At 62.1% G+C, this 16,267-nt stretch carries 16 protein-coding genes; 7 read left to right on the top strand and 9 right to left on the bottom strand.

From position 1 onward, the window contains the following. Positions 1-128 precede the first annotated feature (128 nt). From HX803_RS20320 to HX803_RS20300, 5 genes are read right to left on the bottom strand one after another with little or no spacing between them, the layout of a single operon-like run. Entirely contained in the window at positions 129-1,106 is a 978-nt protein-coding gene (locus HX803_RS20320) for a FecR family protein (RefSeq protein ID WP_178922916.1), read from the bottom strand. After that, a complete protein-coding gene (locus tag HX803_RS20315) occupies positions 1,103-1,681 on the bottom strand; it encodes an RNA polymerase sigma factor (protein WP_372339931.1) in 579 nt (192 codons plus the stop codon). Before HX803_RS20315 ends, HX803_RS20320 begins: the two co-directional genes overlap by 4 nt. A 7-nt stretch (positions 1,682-1,688) precedes the next feature. Beyond that, entirely contained in the window at positions 1,689-2,015 is a 327-nt protein-coding gene (locus HX803_RS20310; RefSeq protein WP_178922914.1) for a DUF3325 domain-containing protein, read from the bottom strand. Next, positions 2,016-3,590 (bottom strand): PepSY domain-containing protein, encoded by a 1,575-nt coding sequence (locus HX803_RS20305; protein ID WP_178922912.1) that lies wholly within the window; start codon positions 3,588-3,590, stop codon positions 2,016-2,018. Continuing rightward, a complete protein-coding gene (locus HX803_RS20300) occupies positions 3,587-3,889 on the bottom strand; it encodes a DUF3649 domain-containing protein (protein WP_178922910.1) in 303 nt (100 codons plus the stop codon). The genes HX803_RS20305 and HX803_RS20300 overlap by 4 nt, the downstream gene beginning before the upstream one ends. Positions 3,890-4,059: 170 nt before the next feature. On the opposite strand from HX803_RS20300, the gene HX803_RS20295 reads away from it, so the two are divergent. The 3 genes from HX803_RS20295 (at position 4,060) to fecA (ending at position 7,914) form a co-directional block, all read left to right on the top strand. Further along, a complete protein-coding gene (locus tag HX803_RS20295) occupies positions 4,060-4,548 on the top strand; it encodes a sigma-70 family RNA polymerase sigma factor (protein WP_178922908.1) in 489 nt (162 codons plus the stop codon). Continuing rightward, complete coding sequence (locus HX803_RS20290; protein WP_178922906.1) at positions 4,545-5,486, top strand: FecR domain-containing protein; 942 nt, start codon at positions 4,545-4,547, stop codon at positions 5,484-5,486. The genes HX803_RS20295 and HX803_RS20290 overlap by 4 nt, the downstream gene beginning before the upstream one ends. Before the next feature lie 91 nt (positions 5,487-5,577). Continuing rightward, entirely contained in the window at positions 5,578-7,914 is a 2,337-nt protein-coding gene (gene fecA, locus HX803_RS20285) for a TonB-dependent Fe(3+) dicitrate receptor FecA (RefSeq protein WP_178922905.1), read from the top strand. Between the two features lie 39 nt (positions 7,915-7,953). Here fecA and HX803_RS20280 read toward each other — a convergent pair whose 3' ends face one another. Further along, positions 7,954-8,826: a LysR family transcriptional regulator gene (locus HX803_RS20280; protein ID WP_178922904.1), complete on the bottom strand. Its 873-nt coding sequence runs from the start codon at positions 8,824-8,826 to the stop codon at positions 7,954-7,956. Positions 8,827-8,931: 105 nt separating this feature from the next. On the opposite strand from HX803_RS20280, the gene HX803_RS20275 reads away from it, so the two are divergent. Continuing rightward, positions 8,932-10,488 (top strand): MFS transporter, encoded by a 1,557-nt coding sequence (locus HX803_RS20275; RefSeq protein ID WP_178922903.1) that lies wholly within the window; start codon positions 8,932-8,934, stop codon positions 10,486-10,488. Between the two features lie 220 nt (positions 10,489-10,708). Here the strand turns inward: HX803_RS20275 and HX803_RS20270 are convergent, their stop codons facing one another. Together HX803_RS20270 and HX803_RS20265 are read right to left on the bottom strand one after the other, a co-directional pair. Next, positions 10,709-11,119 carry an HPF/RaiA family ribosome-associated protein gene (locus HX803_RS20270; RefSeq protein ID WP_178922902.1) on the bottom strand — a complete coding sequence of 137 codons (411 nt, stop codon included), beginning with the start codon at positions 11,117-11,119 and terminating at the stop codon, positions 10,709-10,711. Between the two features lie 212 nt (positions 11,120-11,331). Beyond that, positions 11,332-12,279: a LysR substrate-binding domain-containing protein gene (locus HX803_RS20265; protein ID WP_178922901.1), complete on the bottom strand. Its 948-nt coding sequence runs from the start codon at positions 12,277-12,279 to the stop codon at positions 11,332-11,334. A gap of 137 nt (positions 12,280-12,416) precedes the next feature. On the opposite strand from HX803_RS20265, the gene HX803_RS20260 reads away from it, so the two are divergent. The 3 genes from HX803_RS20260 to HX803_RS20250 all read left to right on the top strand — a co-directional run bounded on the left by HX803_RS20260 (position 12,417) and on the right by HX803_RS20250 (position 15,736). Then, positions 12,417-13,793 (top strand): L-serine ammonia-lyase, encoded by a 1,377-nt coding sequence (locus HX803_RS20260; RefSeq protein WP_178922900.1) that lies wholly within the window; start codon positions 12,417-12,419, stop codon positions 13,791-13,793. A 60-nt stretch (positions 13,794-13,853) separates the two neighbouring features. Beyond that, positions 13,854-15,155: a serine/threonine transporter gene (locus tag HX803_RS20255; protein ID WP_178922899.1), complete on the top strand. Its 1,302-nt coding sequence runs from the start codon at positions 13,854-13,856 to the stop codon at positions 15,153-15,155. 266 nt (positions 15,156-15,421) lie between these two features. Continuing rightward, positions 15,422-15,736 carry a DUF3509 domain-containing protein gene (locus tag HX803_RS20250; RefSeq protein ID WP_176994955.1) on the top strand — a complete coding sequence of 105 codons (315 nt, stop codon included), beginning with the start codon at positions 15,422-15,424 and terminating at the stop codon, positions 15,734-15,736. On the opposite strand, the gene HX803_RS20245 is transcribed toward HX803_RS20250, so the two are convergent. Further along, entirely contained in the window at positions 15,733-16,221 is a 489-nt protein-coding gene (locus HX803_RS20245; protein WP_017254513.1) for a phosphate-starvation-inducible protein PsiE, read from the bottom strand. The two genes, HX803_RS20250 and HX803_RS20245, sit on opposite strands and share 4 nt — an antisense overlap. Positions 16,222-16,267: the final 46 nt, after the last annotated feature.

Genomic DNA, 16,267 nt, shown 5'->3' with positions numbered 1-16,267 from the left:
GCTTGTGTGAATGCTGGTTCGCCTGGAATCTGGCTTGTGTGGGAGCTGGCTTGCCTGCGATGCAGACACCTCGGTCTGTCAGGCACACCGCGGTGACACTATCGCCGGCAAGCCAGCTCCTACAGCCTCTAACGCAGCACGATCATCCGCCCCAGCACATGGTGCTGTTCAAACCCCAACACTGCCTGCAACGCGTTCAACACCGCCTGCGGGTCTTTGCTGGGGAAGCTGCCACTGACGCGCTTGGCGGCCATGTCGTCGTTCAGCAACAGGATGCGGCCCGGGTAATAACGGCCCAAGTCCCTGACCACGTCCGCCAGCGGCGCCTTGTAGTAGTTGAGCCAGCCGTCGCGCCAGGCCAGGCGTGATTCGCTGTCGACCGCGTGCAGGGGCTCGGCGATACCGTCGGCGTAGGCCACTTGCTGGCCGGCCGTGAGAACTTGCTGCTGGCCCGCCTTGGATGGCGTCACACCTACCCGTCCGGACAATACCGTCACCTCGGCGCCTGCCGGCTGCAGGCGCACTTCGAACTGTGTGCCCAGCACCCGCGCTTCGCCACTGCCTGCCCCCACCACAAACGATTGCCCCGTGTGTGTCACGCTGAAAAAGCCTGCGCCGCGACGCAGCTGGACATGCCGCTCGCCATGGCTGAAATCCACGGCAATGGCACTGTCGGCATCAAGCGTCACTTGGGATTGGTCGGCCAGCGTGACGGTTTTGACTTCACCTGGCGCCGTCACGTAGTCCGCGCCGAAGTCATCGACCCAGCGCGACGGCTGCCAGCCGGCGCCGATGGACACCATCAACAGCAGGCAGGCGGCCATCGCCAAAGCGCCGGACCAGCGCATCGCCCGCGAGCGCTTCGAGGTGTTCATCGCATTGAGGTAACCCTGCAACGCCAATGCCTCTTCGTCCGCCAGCCTGCGCGCCGGCACTTCACTCAACTCCCACAACACCTGCGCCTGGGAGTAGGCCTCGACATGCGCAGGGTCGGCGCGCAGCCAACGGCTGAACGTGGCCTGGTCACCACTGCTGGGCTGGTCATGCAACAGGCTCAGCCAAGCCAGTGCGGCTTGTTCCTGGGCGGGCGTGGGGGTGACGTTCACGGTGCTTTCCCTGGCGTGCGTGGGGGCGATGGTTCGCGAAGGCTGGCTTTGCAGGCTTCGAGGGCACGCATCATATGTTTTTCCACAGCGCTTTGGGACACCCCCATGGCCTTGGCGATTTCGGCGTATTTACGCCCGTGAATGCGGTTGAGCAGGAAGATCTGCCGGGTGCGCTCAGGCAAGCTGCGCAGGGCGGCCTCGACATGGCGCAAGTCATTGCCGGCTTCAAGTGCGGCCTGGGGCTCGGAGCCCTGGTTGTCCTGTTGTTCCGGAAGCCAACCTTCGCTGCTACGCACCCGGGCGCCTTCGCTGCGTAGGTGATCGATGGCGATGTTGCCCGCGCAACGCAACAGGTAGGTGCTGAGTTCCTCGACCTGCACCAGCGGCCGGCGCCAGAAGCGCAGGAACAGGTCCTGCACCAGGTCGGCCGCCGTGGCGCGGCACCCCACGCGTCGGCTGACCAGCGCTTCCATCTGCGAGCGCTGGGACAAGAACACCTGCAAAAAATGCGCACGTCCACCGGCCGCATCCGGGTGCTGGCTGTCTGGGGATTCCGGTGGCGTGCTGATCATCATGGAAGGCTCAGAGTATGGCGAAGGCAGCAACCGGGCTGGCCAGCAAGCCAACACCCGCCAGGATCAAGGCCAGCCTTGGCCGGTACGGCAACAGCAACACCAATAACAGTGCGCTGAGCATCAACACCGCGCACCACTCCACCAGGCCCTGGCCCCAGCCAGTGGCGGCGACGGCCGGCCAGATGGCCACGGCCAACAGCGACCACCCCACTGCACGCAACCCCAAGCGCCGGCCGGGCATGGGTTTGCTGTGCAACAGTTCGCCATGGTGGCGGTCAGTGGCCAGGCATAACGCGGTAAACCCGGCGTAGCACAGCAGGAAGGCGAGCAGCATTCAGTTCACCTCCTGCTCTAGTGTCAACGAGCCCGCGCGCACCGCCTTGGGCTGCGGTGCCGTGCGGTGCTGCATCTTCCAGGCGGCCCAGGTGAGGAACACGCCGCTGGCGAAACACGTCAGGTCGAACCCGGCCATGGCCCAGTCGCCCCTGGCCAGTGACACGCCCAGGTGTTGCGAGGTGGTCAGCGCGTTGAGCAGCGGTATCGACACGAACAACAGCGCACCGAGGCTCAACTGTTCAACCCAACCCTGGCGACCTCGGCGCAACACAGCGTGCAACAGGCTAAGGCCCCAAGCGATGAAAAAGGTCTGCACTTCCCAATCGGAGCGTGCGGAGAGGCCGATCGGCAACAAGCGGTTGGCCCAGAAAAACGCCGCGATGGCGATCATCAGCCCCGACATGCTGGCGATATTCAGGACCTCCACCAACCGCAGCTCGAATGGCATCACACCGCTTTTGACATGCTTGAGCTGGCGCTTGCCGAGCCAGATCACCAGCCCCGTGCCGATCATCGCCGTGCCCGCCAGGCCACAGATAAAGTACAACCAGCGCAGCACCGGGCCGGCGAAATGACCCATGTGCAGGCCGTAGAAACTGCCGCTGATCGCAGCCGGCAGCGATTGTTCGCCACTGACCCGCAACAGCTCGCCGGTGGTGCCGTTGAACGACACCGTGCTGCCGAAATCATGCACCACGCGATCGGAACCGGCGCGGAACACATTGACCGAGGCGTTCACATCGCCCGGGTTGTTGATCGTCAAGCGGCCCACATGCCCGCCCGCCCACTGTGTCCGCGCCTGTTCGTACATCGGCCCCAAAGGCAGCAAGCGGCCCGGTTGGCCCAGCGCCGGCGCGTTGTTGGTGGCCGGAAATACGTCATTGAAGAACGCACGGGTGTCGTTGCCATAGGAGGCGGCGATGGGCGCCGGCATCACCAGGCTCATGAAAATCACCAGGCTGCTGTAGGTGATCATCAAATGAAAGGGCAGCACCAGCACGCCCACCGCGTTATGCCCGTCGAGCCAGGAGCGCTGGCCCTTGCGGGGGCGGAAGGTGAAGAAGTCCTTGAAAATTTTCTTGTGGGTGATGATGCCGGTGATCAATGCGACCAGCATCACCATCGCCGCGGTGGTCGACAGCCAGCGCCCCCAGGGGTGGGGCATCTGCAGTTGGAAGTGGAAACGGTAGAAGAATTCGCCACCCATGCTTTCCCGGGCCTGGACCGCTTGGCCGGTGACGGGGTCGAGGGTTTTCTGGATGAAGTTGCCGCGCTTGCCGGGGTCGATCTTGTCTTGCCACATCACCGACAGGCCGGGGTCACGGCTGTCTGGCAGGGTGATGAACCAGCGTGCGGCACTCGGTGCCTGTTGTTGCAGGTAGGCTTGGGCGGCGGCAAGGCTGCGCGCATCATCCAGCGGATGGGCCTGCACTTCGGGCTGCATCCAGTGGCTGATTTCATCGTTGAAGTACGACAGGGTGCCCGTCAGGAAAATCGCGAACAGCAACCAACCGAAGATCAAGCCGGCCCAGGTGTGCAGCCAGGCCATTGCCTGTCGAAAACCCTCTTTCATGTGCGTGCCATCCAGAAACCCACGCCAGCCAGGGTCGCGAACAACGCACTCGGCACCATCACCCCCGCCCATGCACGCCACGCCGTACGGCAGGCGAAACACCAGAGCACGGCCAGCAGGTAGAACACAAATGAACTCATCATCCCGGTGATCACCGCGTCGGCGCGGGACGTTGGCATCCAGAGCGCCAGGCAGATGCTGGCCAGGGATGCCATCAGGTAGCCGCCCACCACGGCGGCCAGCACGCGGGACGTTACGGCCAGACGGTAAACAACGGGCAATGAGGTTTTGCTTTTCATGCGGGAAGCGCCAGATTCATCAGCGCGCAATATTAATGATAAATATTCTCATAAGCAAAATAGAACGGATGAATCACCCGCCGCCACGGATTGCCGAACCGTATCGCGCGCCCTACAATGCGAACAATTCTTGTTCTCTAAAGCATGCCGATGCTTGTGGAGTGATTGCGTTGCAGCCGTCCAACACCGTCGAAGTCCTGTACCACGACCATCACCACTGGCTCACCGGCTGGTTGCGGCGCAAGCTCGGCTGCCCGGAAAGCGCGGCCGACCTGGCCCAGGACACCTTCATACGCGTGCTCACCGCACGGGAAACCCCGGCGCTGATCGAACCGCGTGCCTTCCTCACCACCGTCGCCAAACGCGTGCTGTTCAACTTCTACCGCCGCCAGGACCTGGAACGCGCCTACCTCGACGCCCTGGCGCAGATGCCCGAGCAGGTCGCCCCTTCGGAAGAAGACCGCGCGATCATCCTGCAAACATTGCTGGAACTGGACCAACTGCTCGATGGCCTGCCCGTGCAGGTCAAACGCGCGTTCCTGCTGGCCCAGCTCGACGGCCTGACCTACGCACAAATCGGCGCGGAACTGGGCATCTCCATTGCCACGGTCAAGCGCCACCTGAATAAAGCGGCCATGCGCTGCTACTTTGCCCTATGAATTTCTCCACCCAAGTCGCCGAGCAAGCCGTGCACTGGCTGATGGAAATGCAGCAAGGCGCGCTCAACCCGCGCCAGCAGGCCGCCTGGCAACAATGGTTGGACGCCCACAGCGAACACCAGCGCGCCTGGGACCACATCCAACGCGTCAACCAACGCCTGCGCGGCATGCCCTCCCCCCTGGCGCACGCCGCCTTGAACGCACCGAAGTCCAGCAGCCGACGCCAGGCCCTGAAGTTGCTGCTGATCCTCGGCGCCGGGTCGGCCGCGGCCTGGAGCCTGCGCCAGCAACATATCCTGCCGCCGCTCACCGCCGACTACCGCAGCCCCGTGGGCCAGCGGCGCAAAGTGCAGCTGGCCGATGGCAGTCAATTGCAACTCAACACCGGCAGCGCCGTGGATGTGCATTTCGATGGCCAGCAACGCTTGATCCGCCTGCTGGAAGGCGAAATCCTGCTGACCGCCAAGGCCGGCACTACGCCGCTGCAGGTGCTGTCCGGCCAGGGTTTGCTCAGCAGCCAAGCCGCACGCTGGAACGTGCGCCAGTTCAACGATCACACCCAACTGGCCGTGCTCGACGGCCACGTCGACGTGATGCCCAACCGCTACAGCGGCCTGCCGCTGACGGTCGAGGCGTCGCGTCAGGTCAATTTCACACGCAAGGGATGGGACACCCCGCGCCCTATCGACGCCAACAGCGGCGCCTGGGCCGACGGCATGCTCGTGGCCGCGCACATGCGCCTGGAGGATTTCCTCGCCGAACTGGGCCGCTATCGCCGTGGCCAACTCAACTGTGACCCGCAGGTGGCCAACTTGCTGCTCTCCGGCAGCTACCCGCTGGACGACAGCGAGCGCATCCTCGACCTGCTGGAAGTCAGCCTGCCCGTCAACGTGCGGCGTTTCACCCGCTACTGGGTGACGGTGCAGGCGCGGGTCTGAAATTAGTGTGCAACACCGTGAGCCGTTTTCCACACCTCGCGTGACAGAGAAGGAAAGCCACCTTGATCCTTCCTTCTCAGGACCGCTCTTCATGCCCCAGCAACCGACGCTTCTCACCCGTACCTTGCGCCAACTCCTACTGGGCGCCAGCCTCAGTCTTACGGTGATTCCTCAGGTGATGGCGGCGGATGCCAAGCCCTATCACATTGCTCCAGCGTCGTTGGAAGCGGCACTCAATCAATTCGGGCGTGAGGCTGGCGTGTTGATTTCGTTCGGCTCCGAAGTGACGGCCGGCCTGCAAAGTCGCGGGCTGTCTGGCAACTACAGCGCCGCCGAAGGCCTGCAGAAACTGCTGGAAGGCACTGGCCTGCAAGCCCGCGCCGAGGGCAACAATGCCTACAGCCTGCAACCGGCCAGCGCCCCTTCCACGCTGGAACTGCAAACCTCCAACGTGGTGGGCGACTGGCTCGGCGACGCGCAGCAGACCAACGTATTCGAACACCCCGGTGCCCGTGACGTGATCCGCCGCGAAGCATTCGAACGCCAGGGCGCCACCCAGGCCCGCGATGTGCTCAACCGTATCCCCGGCGTCAACGCCCCGGAAAACAACGGCACCGGCAGCCACGACATGGCGCTGAACTTCGGCATTCGCGGCCTCAACCCGCGCCTGGCGTCGCGCTCTACGGTATTGATGGACGGTATTCCGGTGCCTTTCGCGCCGTACGGTCAGCCGCAGCTTTCGTTTGCGCCGATCAGCCTGGGCAACATGGATGCCGTCGATGTCGTACGTGGCGGCGGTGCCGTGCGCTACGGCCCGCAGAACGTTGGGGGCATCGTCAACTTCGTGACCCGGGCGATCCCCGATGCACCGACCGTCAAAGGTGGTTTGCAGACCGAGACCAGCCCGTCGTCCAGCCACGACGGCTTCAAGACCACTGGCAACCTGCTCGCCGGCGGCACTGCCGACAACGGCCTCGGTGGTGCGATCCTTTACTCGGGCACCCGTGGCGGCGACTGGCGGGAAAACAGCAACACGCGCATCGACGACCTGATCCTCAAGGGCAAATACCAGCTCGACGAGGCCAACAGCTTCAACGCCATGGCGCAGTACTACGAGGGCCAGGCCGATATGCCCGGCGGTTTGAACGTCAAGGACTACAAGGCCGACCCGTATCAGTCCACCCGCCCCTACGACAAATTCTGGGGCCGTCGCACCATGTTCAACGCCGGCTACCGCTACCAGGAAGACCGCCGCGAATTCACCGCCAACACCTTCTTCACCACCACGCTGCGCAACGGCTACCTGGACCAGGGCACCTTCCTGTCGCTGTCGCCGCGCGAGTACTGGGTACGCGGCCTTGAAACCCGCTTTGCCCAGGGCTTCGACCTTGGCCCCACCAGCCATGAAGTGGGTGTGGGCTACCGCTACATCAACGAAGCCGGCCATGAATTGCGCTACCGCACGCCGATCAGCGCCAACCAGCAACTGCCCAACACCAACAGCCGCAACGACCGTGACACCCGCGGCGCCACCGAAGCCAACGCGTTTTTCGTCGATGACCGCATCGACATCGGCAAGTGGACCATCACCCCGGGCGTGCGCTACGAGATGATCGAGTCCCAGCAGACCAACAACCTGACAAACGTCAAATACAAGGGCGACTACAACACCGCGCTGCCGGCGCTGAACGTGCTCTACCACCTCACCGAAGACTGGAACCTCTACGCCAACACCGAAGGCTCGTTCGGCAGCGTGCAGTACAGCCAGATGCCCAACCGTGTGACCAGCGGCGAAGTGAAGCCGGAAAAAGCCCGTACCTGGGAACTCGGCACGCGCTATGACAACGGCACCCTGCGTGCGGAAATCGGCGCGTTCCTGATCAACTTCGATAACCAGTACGACAGCAACCAGACCAACGACTCAGTGATTGCCCGTGGCGAAACCCGTCACCAGGGCATCGAGTCGAGCGTCAACTACGCCCTCGACGGGTTGAGCCCGGCGCTGGCGGGGTTTGATGTGTATGCCACCTATGCCTATGTCGATGCGACCATCCGCGAAGACGGCCCGAACAAAGGCAACCGCGTGCCCTTCTCGTCCAAGCACAAAGGCACCCTCGGCGTGGGCTACACCGAAGGCCGCTGGAAGCTCAACCTGGACAGCAGCTACCAGAGCAGCCAGTTCGCCGACAACGCCAACACCGTGGCCGAAAGTGCCGACGGCAGCACCGGACGCATCCCCGGCTACATGCTGTTCAGCAGCCGCGCGGCGTACGACTTCGGTCCGCAGCTGTCGGATTTGAACGTGGCGGTCGGCGTGAAAAACATCTTCAACAAGCAGTACTACACCCGCTCGTTCGACGATAACAACAAGGGCAAATATGTGGGCGAACCACGTACGGTGTACGTGCAAACCTCCATCGCGTTTTAAACACGCCCCCCTGTAGGAGCTGGCTTGTCGAAAAGGGAATTAACTGCCCGCCAGGCAGCTGGGCGTGCCCGCCACCAGCGCATCAATTGCGCAGCGCGTTTTGGCCGGCATGTGTGGGGCCGTCGGCCAGATCACATGGATCGGTGAAGGCTGCTCCCGGTAGCCCGGCAAAACCGGCTCCAACTGACCGCGCAAGACGTAATGCGCAATCAGCCAACTCGGCAACCAGGCCAGGCCAACGCCCGCAATCGCGGCATCGGCCACGGCCTGGAGGTCGTCCAACACCAAGGGGGACGCCACACGCGAGCGGTACGCCGTATTGCTGCGGTAGGCGATACCTCGATGGCCTGCGAGGTCATCAATCCCTGCAATACGTCCCTTGCGCTGCAAGTACGCCGGCGAAGCCGCCAGGCCCACAACCTGTTCGCCCAGGCGGCGAGCGCTCAGTCGATCCGTATCAGGCAATGAGCCAATGCGCACGGCAATGTCGAAGCCCTCCTGCGCCAGGTCGATCATACGGTCCGAGAAGCAGATCTCGACTTCCAGTTCCGGGTATCGATCCATCAACCCCCACAGCGCCGGCGCCGCATAGTGATGACCGAAGGCCAGCGGCACACTCGCCCGCAAGCGCCCGCGTGGCTGCTGCCGACCACTCTCCAACACCGACTCGGCCGCCTCCAGCTCAGCCAGTGCCCGCAGACAATGTTCGTAGTACGCCTGCCCGTCCTCGGTCAGATACTGACGCCGTGTGGAGCGCTGCAGCAAGCAAGTGCCCAAGCGTGCCTCCAGCCGCGCCAGGCCCTTGCCTACCGCAGAGCGCGTGAGGTTCAGCCGTTCGGCGGCTTGCGTCAGGTTGCCGCTTTCCACGATCTGCAAAAAGAGTTCGACGCCATCGAAACGCGGAGTGGTCATGGTGCAATTGTCGCCTTTAGATCCCTTATCATCAGAAAACTTATCACGAATAAAGAACCAGATTCCCCTGAAAATAACCGAATCCTCAACCTTCAGGAGAATCCCATGCCAACCGCCGCCACGTTATCGGCCGTCAGCACACCCCATGCGGCCAGGAACGCGCTCGCCCTCACCGCCGTTTGCCTAGTCGCCCTGATGTTCGGCCTGGAAATTTCCAGCGTGCCCGTCATCCTGCCCACCTTGGAACAGCAACTGGGCACGGGCTTCCAGGACGCCCAATGGATCATGAACGCCTACACGCTGGCCTGCACCAGCGTACTGATGGCCGCCGGCACCCTGGCCGACCGCTTTGGCCGCCGGCGCATGCTGGTGCTGTGCTTGTGGGTATTTGGCCTGGCCTCACTGGCCTGCGGCCTGGCCGACAGCGCACCCACGTTGATCACTGCGCGTTTCGTGCAGGGGATAGGGGCAGGCGCGATGATGATCTGCCAATTCGCGATTCTGTCGCACCTGTTCCGCGAGCCCGCGGCGCGAGCCCGGGCCTTCGCGATATGGGGCGTGATTGCAGGTATCGGCCTGGGTTTCGGGCCGATCGTGGGTGCGTTGATCCTGGCCATGGCTGACTGGCGCTGGGTGTTCCTGGTGCATGTGCCACTGACCTTGTTCACCCTGGTGCTGCTGCGCATCAGCGTGCAGGAATCCCGCGACCCGGCCGGCCATCGCCTGGATATCGCCGGCATGCTCACTTTGACGCTGTCGGTGTTCGCGCTGGTGTACTTCATCACCCAAGGCACCGAACACGGCTTTGCCACCCCGGCCATGCTCGGCTGGGCCGGCTTGTCGCTGGCCGGGCTGTTGCTGTTCATCTTCATTGAACGACGCAGTGCACACCCGATGTTCGATTTTTCGGTGTTTCGTATCCTGCGTTTCAACGGCGCACTGATGGGTTCGATCGGCATGAACTTCAGTTTCTGGCCGTTCATGATCTACTTGCCGCTCTACTTCCAGGCGGGCCTGGGCTACGACACCGTGACCACCGGCGGCGCCCTGCTCGCCTACACCCTGCCGACCTTGCTGGTGCCGCCGCTGGCCGAACGCCTGGCCTTGCGCTATGGCGCCGAACGCATCATCCCGCTGGGCCTTGGCCTGATGGGCGCGGGGTTTATCGCCATGGCCGTGATCAACCGTGCAGAGCAGCCGAGTACCGCACTGGTGCTCTGCAGTTGCGTGCTCGCCGGTATCGGCTTGGCGCTGACCAACTCACCCACCACCAATACCACCACCGGCTCGGTTTCGGCTGACCGTGCGGGCATGGCGTCGGGCATCGACCTCAGTGCGCGGCTGATCACGCTGGCACTCAATATTGCGTTAATGGGCTTGGTGTTATTGCTAGGGATCAGCCATCAGCTGGCCAGTTTGCTGCCCGCAACCACGGCCATGGACTGGCCTGCCATCAGCCAGCACATTGCCGCTGGCAAGCTGGATGTACCCGGGCTGACGACCACAGATGCCCAGGCCGCCCTGCGCCACGGCGCCGGTTGGGCCATGTTTTTTGCGGGCATTGGCGCAGGCGTGCTGGCGTTGTTGAGTTGGCATTTTTTCCGCAGCCGCACACAGCCTATTGAGATGTCGCCTGATACACCGCCTTCGCAGCCTCGCTAAAGCTCGACAACTCCCACAGGGGATGTGTGCAGAGACGAAGATCCACTGTAGGCGCTGGCTTGTCGAATCGTCGCACCGCAGCGATAGCGGCGGCACTGTCGATTGATATGTCGCCTGTGCCGCCGCTCTCGCAGCCTCGCTAGGCTCGAAAGCTCCCACAACGAAAACGGGCCTGCAAATGCAGGCCCGTCTTTAGTGGCGATGAAGTAACTGTCAGTGATCAGCCGTTGAACACGGCACGTTCTTTTTCCAGGAACTCCTGTTCAAGCTCGTCTTCATTCACTTTGGTGGTCGGCTGGCTTTTGCCGGCAGCGCGCGGCTTGCCTTGCAGTTTGCCGAACAGATGTTCCAATGCATGCTCCAGCTTGATGGCAGCACCGTCGATGGCCTGTTCCAGCGTGTCGGCCTTGTCGCAGACCGAGACCGGTTGATGGCCCTTTGGCCGCGCTTCCAGTCGGCAACTCAAATCATGGGGGCCGGGCTTGTCGCCGTTCTCATCGCGCAGGTAAACCTCAACGCGGGTCAGATGTTCGTCATAACGTTCGAGCGTGCTCTCAATGGTAGTACGTACCCACTCCTCCAGTCGGATGCTGCTTTCAATATGGTTATCGCTATTGACTTGGATTTGCATAGTTCTTCCCTTATTTCAGCTAGCTCGCGGGAGGTCACAACTGCAACACCGGTGTGGTGTAACCATGACCTCTTGATGACACAATTGAGCAGTCAGAGAAGTAATTCAACCCCTTTGCAAAGATAAATCCCACATTACAAATTAAGTCTGACTACGAGCAAAAACGCTGTTAGGGTGGGGAGTTAGTTACATCTTCTTACGCCTGAATAACCTCACAATTGCCCCTCACCCAAGGGGTGCAATCCGCGAAAAATCCCCGCTTCTTCCACCAGCCAATCATGCACCGCCCGTACGCCCGGGTGGCTCAGCGCGCCTGGCGCATACAGCAATACATAGCGTTTGTGATTGGGCACCGCCAGGCCGAACGGCACGATCAAGGTGCCACGCTCCAGCTCATCATTGAGCAAGGTGCGCCGCGCAATGGCCACGCCCATACCGGCGATGGCAGCCTCGATCGTCAGGTGGTTGCGGTTGAAGGTGTGCCCGCGCCGAACATCGGCCTCGTGATAGCCGATGGCATTCAGGTAAAACTCCCACTCCGCGTACTCATAACTCCCACGCCACGCAGTGATGTCGTGCAACAACGGGAAATGCACCAGGTCAGCCGGGCCATGCAACGGTGGGCGACCACGCAGCAGGCTGGGGGCGCACACCGGGAAAATCTGCTCGTCCAGCAGGGCTGTGGATAACAGGCCGGGGTAGCTGCCGTCGTTCAAATCAATCGCCAGGTCGAAGTCGCCTTCGTGCAGGGCGATGCTGCTGTCTTCCGCGACCATACGCAGCTGGATGTCTGGGAAACGCTGCTGCAGCCGTGGCAAGCGCGGCGTCAGCCACTTGCCGAGAAACGACGGGATCGAGCGCAAGCGCAAGGTGCCACTGATCATCCCCGCGTCCAGCCGCTGCAGCTCCGCATCGATGCTGCCGTAGGCCTCCCTCACCGTCGTCGCCAGCCGCTGCCCCTCGGCGCTGAGTTCCACGCCACGCGCCCGCCGATGAAACAGGCGAAACCCCAGGCGCTCCTCCAACTGGCGAATTTGTTGGCTCACCGCCCCCGGCGTGATGTGCAGTTCTTCGGCGCAACGGGTGAACGACAAATGCCGCGCCGCGCAGGAAAACACGTGCAACCAGACGTAGGTCTGGCCATGAAGGGGGCGAGTCATAGGGTTTAGTCCTGCTAAAGGGTGTCTTAGGATAATTCGTTGGTCAGTGCCGATCCAGAGGCTCAGTATCGCGCCAATTCCGCTCGTCCTACAAAACATGGCAGCGATTTCTACTCCATTGCTTGTAAGGCTTTAGCATGGCTATCAGTGTTTTCGATCTATTCAAGGTGGGCATCGGCCCGTCCAGCTCCCATACCGTCGGCCCGATGCGGGCGGCCGCGACCTTTGCCCAAGCCCTGAAAGACCAACATCTACTGAACGACACCCGGCGTGTCGAAGTGCGCCTGTACGGCTCGTTGTCAGCCACCGGTGTCGGCCACGCCACCGACCGCGCCTGCGTGATGGGGCTGATGGGTGAATGGCCAGATACGGTTGACCCAACCTCCATCAATGCGCGCATCCAGCAACTGCGCGAGTCCGGTCGCCTGCTGCTCGCCGGCACCCAGGACATTGCTTTCAACTGGCAACACGACCTCCTGCTGCTCGACGAAAGCCTGCCCTACCACCCCAACGCCATGTCCCTGCACGCCTACGGCGACAACGGCCTGTTGAGCGAACAAACCTACTACTCGGTGGGCGGTGGTTTCATCATCGAAGCCGCCGAGGCTGAGTCGGGTATTGCGCCGACCAGCGAAGTGGAATTGCCCTACGACTTCTCCAGCGCAGTCGAACTGCTGGCCTTGTGCAACACGCATGGCCTGCGGGTTTCCGAGCTGATGATGGCCAACGAACGTGCCTGGCGCAGCGACGAGGAAATCCGCAGTGGCCTGCTGCATATCTGGTCGGTGATGCGCGAATGCGTGGAACAGGGTTTGCGCGATGAAGGCATTTTGCCGGGCGGCCTGGATGTGCCCCGTCGCGCCGCGAAATTGCACCGCAACCTGTTGGAAATCGGCAAGCCGAATGTCATCACGTCGACCTTGTCGGCGATGGAGTGGGTCAACCTGTTTGCCCTGGCCGTCAACGAAGAAAACGCGGCGGGCGGGCGCATGGTCACGGCACCAACCAACGGCGCGGCGGGCATCATCCCTGCCGTCCTGCACTACTACATGAAGTTCAACCCCGAAGCCTGCGACGACGACGTGGTCAATTTCTTCCTGGCCGCCGCCGCGGTCGGCATTCTCTGCAAGAAAAACGCCTCGATCTCCGGCGCCGAAGTCGGCTGCCAGGGTGAAGTCGGTTCGGCTTGCGCCATGGCCGCTGCCGGCTTGGCCGATGTGCTGGGTGCGACACCCGAGCAACTGGAAAACGCCGCCGAAATCGGCCTGGAACACAACCTCGGCCTGACCTGCGACCCAGTCGGTGGCCTGGTGCAAGTGCCGTGTATCGAGCGCAATGCCATCGCCGCCGTCAAAGCGATCAACGCCACGCAAATGGCCCTGCGCGGTGATGGCAAACACTTCATTTCCCTCGACCGGGTGATTCGCACCATGCGCGATACCGGCGCCGATATGCATGACAAATACAAAGAAACTTCACGGGGCGGCCTGGCCGTGAACTGGGTGGAATGCTGAGGAGCATTTCCTGACCGCCCCAACGTGAGCCCGCGCAAAAATAATAACGAGGCAATAACGATGACCGATGTACGTACACCTGCTGCCGATACACCTTCAAAAGCAAGTCCCGCTTTAGAAAACACCGTGACCACCGGCTGGACCAAACACGACACCACCTGGATGCTCGGCTTGTATGGCACCGCCATCGGCGCGGGCACGTTGTTCCTGCCGATCAATGCCGGCGTTGGTGGCTTCTGGCCGCTGATCGTGCTGGCACTGCTGGCCTTCCCGATGACCTTCTTCGCCCACCGTGGGCTGACGCGCTTTGTGTTGTCGGGCAAATCCGGCGACATCACCGAAGTGGTCGAGGAACATTTCGGCGTGGGCGCAGGCAAGTTGATCACCCTGCTGTACTTCTTCGCGATTTTCCCGATCCTGCTGGTGTACAGCGTCGCGCTGACCAACACCCTCGGCAGCTTCATGGAACACCAACTGCACATGACCCCGCCGCCGCGGGCGGTCCTGTCGCTGGTGCTGATCCTCGGCCTGATGGCCATCGTGCGTTGCGGCCAAGGCGTGATCGTCAAGGCCATGAGCGTGCTGGTGTACCCGTTCGTCGCCGCCCTGCTGTTGTTGGCGTTCAGCCTGATCCCTAACTGGAACGGCGCGTTCTTCGCCTCTGCCGGTGATGGCATGCCAATGCCGCTGTTCCTCAAGACCTTGTGGCTGGCGATCCCGGTGATGGTGTTTTCCTTCAACCACTCGCCAATCATCTCGGCCTTCGCCGTCGACCAGAAACGCGTGTACGGCGCCCAGGCCGAGCGCAAGAGCAGCGGCATCCTGGCCACGGCCCACGGCATGATGGTGCTGACGGTGATGTTCTTCTGCTTCAGCTGCGTGCTGGCGCTGTCGCCTGCCGACCTGGCAGCGGCCAAGGCCCAGAACATTTCGATCCTGTCGTACCTGGCCAACCACTTCCAGACCCCGGTAATCGCCTACGCCGCGCCGTTGATCGCGCTGGTGGCCATTACCAAATCCTTCCTCGGCCACTACATCGGCGCCAGCGAAGGCTTCCAAGGCTTGATCGTCAAATCCTTGCGTAGCCGTAACCGTTCGCTGTCGGCCAAATGGCTGGAACGCAGCACCGCCCTGTTCATGGTGTTGACCTGCTGGGCCGTGGCCACCTTCAACCCGAGCATCCTGGGCATGATCGAAACCATGGGCGGGCCGATCATCGCGTGCCTGCTGTTCCTGATGCCGATGTACGCGATCCGTCGCGTGCCATCTCTGCGCCAGTACTCGGGCCAGGTGTCGAATGTGTTTGTGGTGGTGATCGGCTTGATTGCGCTGTCTGCGATCGTTTTCTCGGTACTGCCCTGAAATAGCCCACAACACCGCGCCCCCTGTAGGAGCTGGCTTGCCAGCGATAGCGGTCCTTCAGCCAAGTATTCATAAGCTGACACACCGCATTCGCGAGCAAGCCCGCTCCCACATTGGCACCTCACTGGCTGTGAGTGCTCTACACGGCACGGCCCTTGCTGTACCGCTTATGAGGGAAACGGACTTTGGCCAGTGGTCAGGAAACGCGAACTAATCCCGACACCGGTCGTCAATGACTGCATGTTCTTATCAGGCGGTAACACACCATGGACAATCCTTTTCAGATCATCACAGACACCTTCACCCCCAACTACCGTGTCAACCTGAGTATCCAACGGCTGGATGGCAGCATCATGCTCACCCTCTCGAACGAGTCGGGTGTGGTGGCCAAGCGCATGATCAGCGCCGAACAACGCAACGACCCGCAACGGCTCAAACGCCTGGTGCAAAGCATCCAGTTCGGCATCGCCATCGAGCAGGGCCACAGCGCCATGGAGATCCTGGCGGTGATGACCGATGGCGATCACCAGCGCTTGCAGCGACCGCCTACGAACACCCTGCCCTTCAGCGTCGGGCTTTAAAGCTCGCCCTTCTCGGTTTCCAGGCTCGCCTCGCCTTTGCGGCGCGGGCCTTCGACCTTCACCGACGGGAACGCCGACGAGGCGTAGCGCACCACCAGGATCGAGAACGCCAACAGCAAAATCCCACCGCACAGGTAGATGATGCCTACATCAGGCGGGTTGTGGTGGGACACGTTGGAGATCAGCAGGCGTGTCAGCGCGGTGATCGCCACGTAGATCAGGAAGCGCACCGGCATGTGGTTGGTCTTGAAGTAAATCCCGACCATTGCGCCCAGCTCCAGGTAGATGAACAGCAGCAAGATGTCATCGATCTTGATGTGCCCGTTCTCCAGCATCCCCAAAAACTCCATCACCGCCGCCCAGGCCGTCACCGCACCAATGGCGAACAGCGCCAGGTAGTGGAACGACTCCACAAACAGATTGCCCAGGGACTCGGCCAGTTCATGCACGTTCTGGCGCAGCTTTTCGGCCCAGTTGATTTTCACGATGATGCTTCCTTAGGTCGACTCGACCGGATAATGCGGGTTAGAC

The organism is Pseudomonas sp. P7548 (genome assembly GCF_013386585.1).
GTDB lineage: Bacteria > Pseudomonadota > Gammaproteobacteria > Pseudomonadales > Pseudomonadaceae > Aquipseudomonas.
The sequence above is the reverse complement of the archived record's forward strand: the minus strand, read 5'-3'. Positions and strand labels throughout refer to the sequence as shown.

What these genes read in the sequence shown, in the direction of transcription:
- HX803_RS20315 (WP_372339931.1), bottom strand. Translation starts at nt 1,681, where the DNA reads ATGATGATCAGCACGCCACCGGAATCCCCAGACAGCCAGCACCCGGAT.
- fecA (WP_178922905.1), top strand. Translation starts at nt 5,578, where the DNA reads ATGCCCCAGCAACCGACGCTTCTCACCCGTACCTTGCGCCAACTCCTA.
- HX803_RS20280 (WP_178922904.1), bottom strand. Translation starts at nt 8,826, where the DNA reads ATGACCACTCCGCGTTTCGATGGCGTCGAACTCTTTTTGCAGATCGTG.
- HX803_RS20250 (WP_176994955.1), top strand. Translation starts at nt 15,422, where the DNA reads ATGGACAATCCTTTTCAGATCATCACAGACACCTTCACCCCCAACTAC.
- HX803_RS20305 (WP_178922912.1), bottom strand. Translation starts at nt 3,590, where the DNA reads ATGAAAGAGGGTTTTCGACAGGCAATGGCCTGGCTGCACACCTGGGCC.
- HX803_RS20260 (WP_178922900.1), top strand. Translation starts at nt 12,417, where the DNA reads ATGGCTATCAGTGTTTTCGATCTATTCAAGGTGGGCATCGGCCCGTCC.
- HX803_RS20270 (WP_178922902.1), bottom strand. Translation starts at nt 11,119, where the DNA reads ATGCAAATCCAAGTCAATAGCGATAACCATATTGAAAGCAGCATCCGA.
- HX803_RS20265 (WP_178922901.1), bottom strand. Translation starts at nt 12,279, where the DNA reads ATGACTCGCCCCCTTCATGGCCAGACCTACGTCTGGTTGCACGTGTTT.
- HX803_RS20300 (WP_178922910.1), bottom strand. Translation starts at nt 3,889, where the DNA reads ATGAAAAGCAAAACCTCATTGCCCGTTGTTTACCGTCTGGCCGTAACG.
- HX803_RS20310 (WP_178922914.1), bottom strand. Translation starts at nt 2,015, where the DNA reads ATGCTGCTCGCCTTCCTGCTGTGCTACGCCGGGTTTACCGCGTTATGC.
- HX803_RS20290 (WP_178922906.1), top strand. Translation starts at nt 4,545, where the DNA reads ATGAATTTCTCCACCCAAGTCGCCGAGCAAGCCGTGCACTGGCTGATG.
- HX803_RS20255 (WP_178922899.1), top strand. Translation starts at nt 13,854, where the DNA reads ATGACCGATGTACGTACACCTGCTGCCGATACACCTTCAAAAGCAAGT.
- HX803_RS20275 (WP_178922903.1), top strand. Translation starts at nt 8,932, where the DNA reads ATGCCAACCGCCGCCACGTTATCGGCCGTCAGCACACCCCATGCGGCC.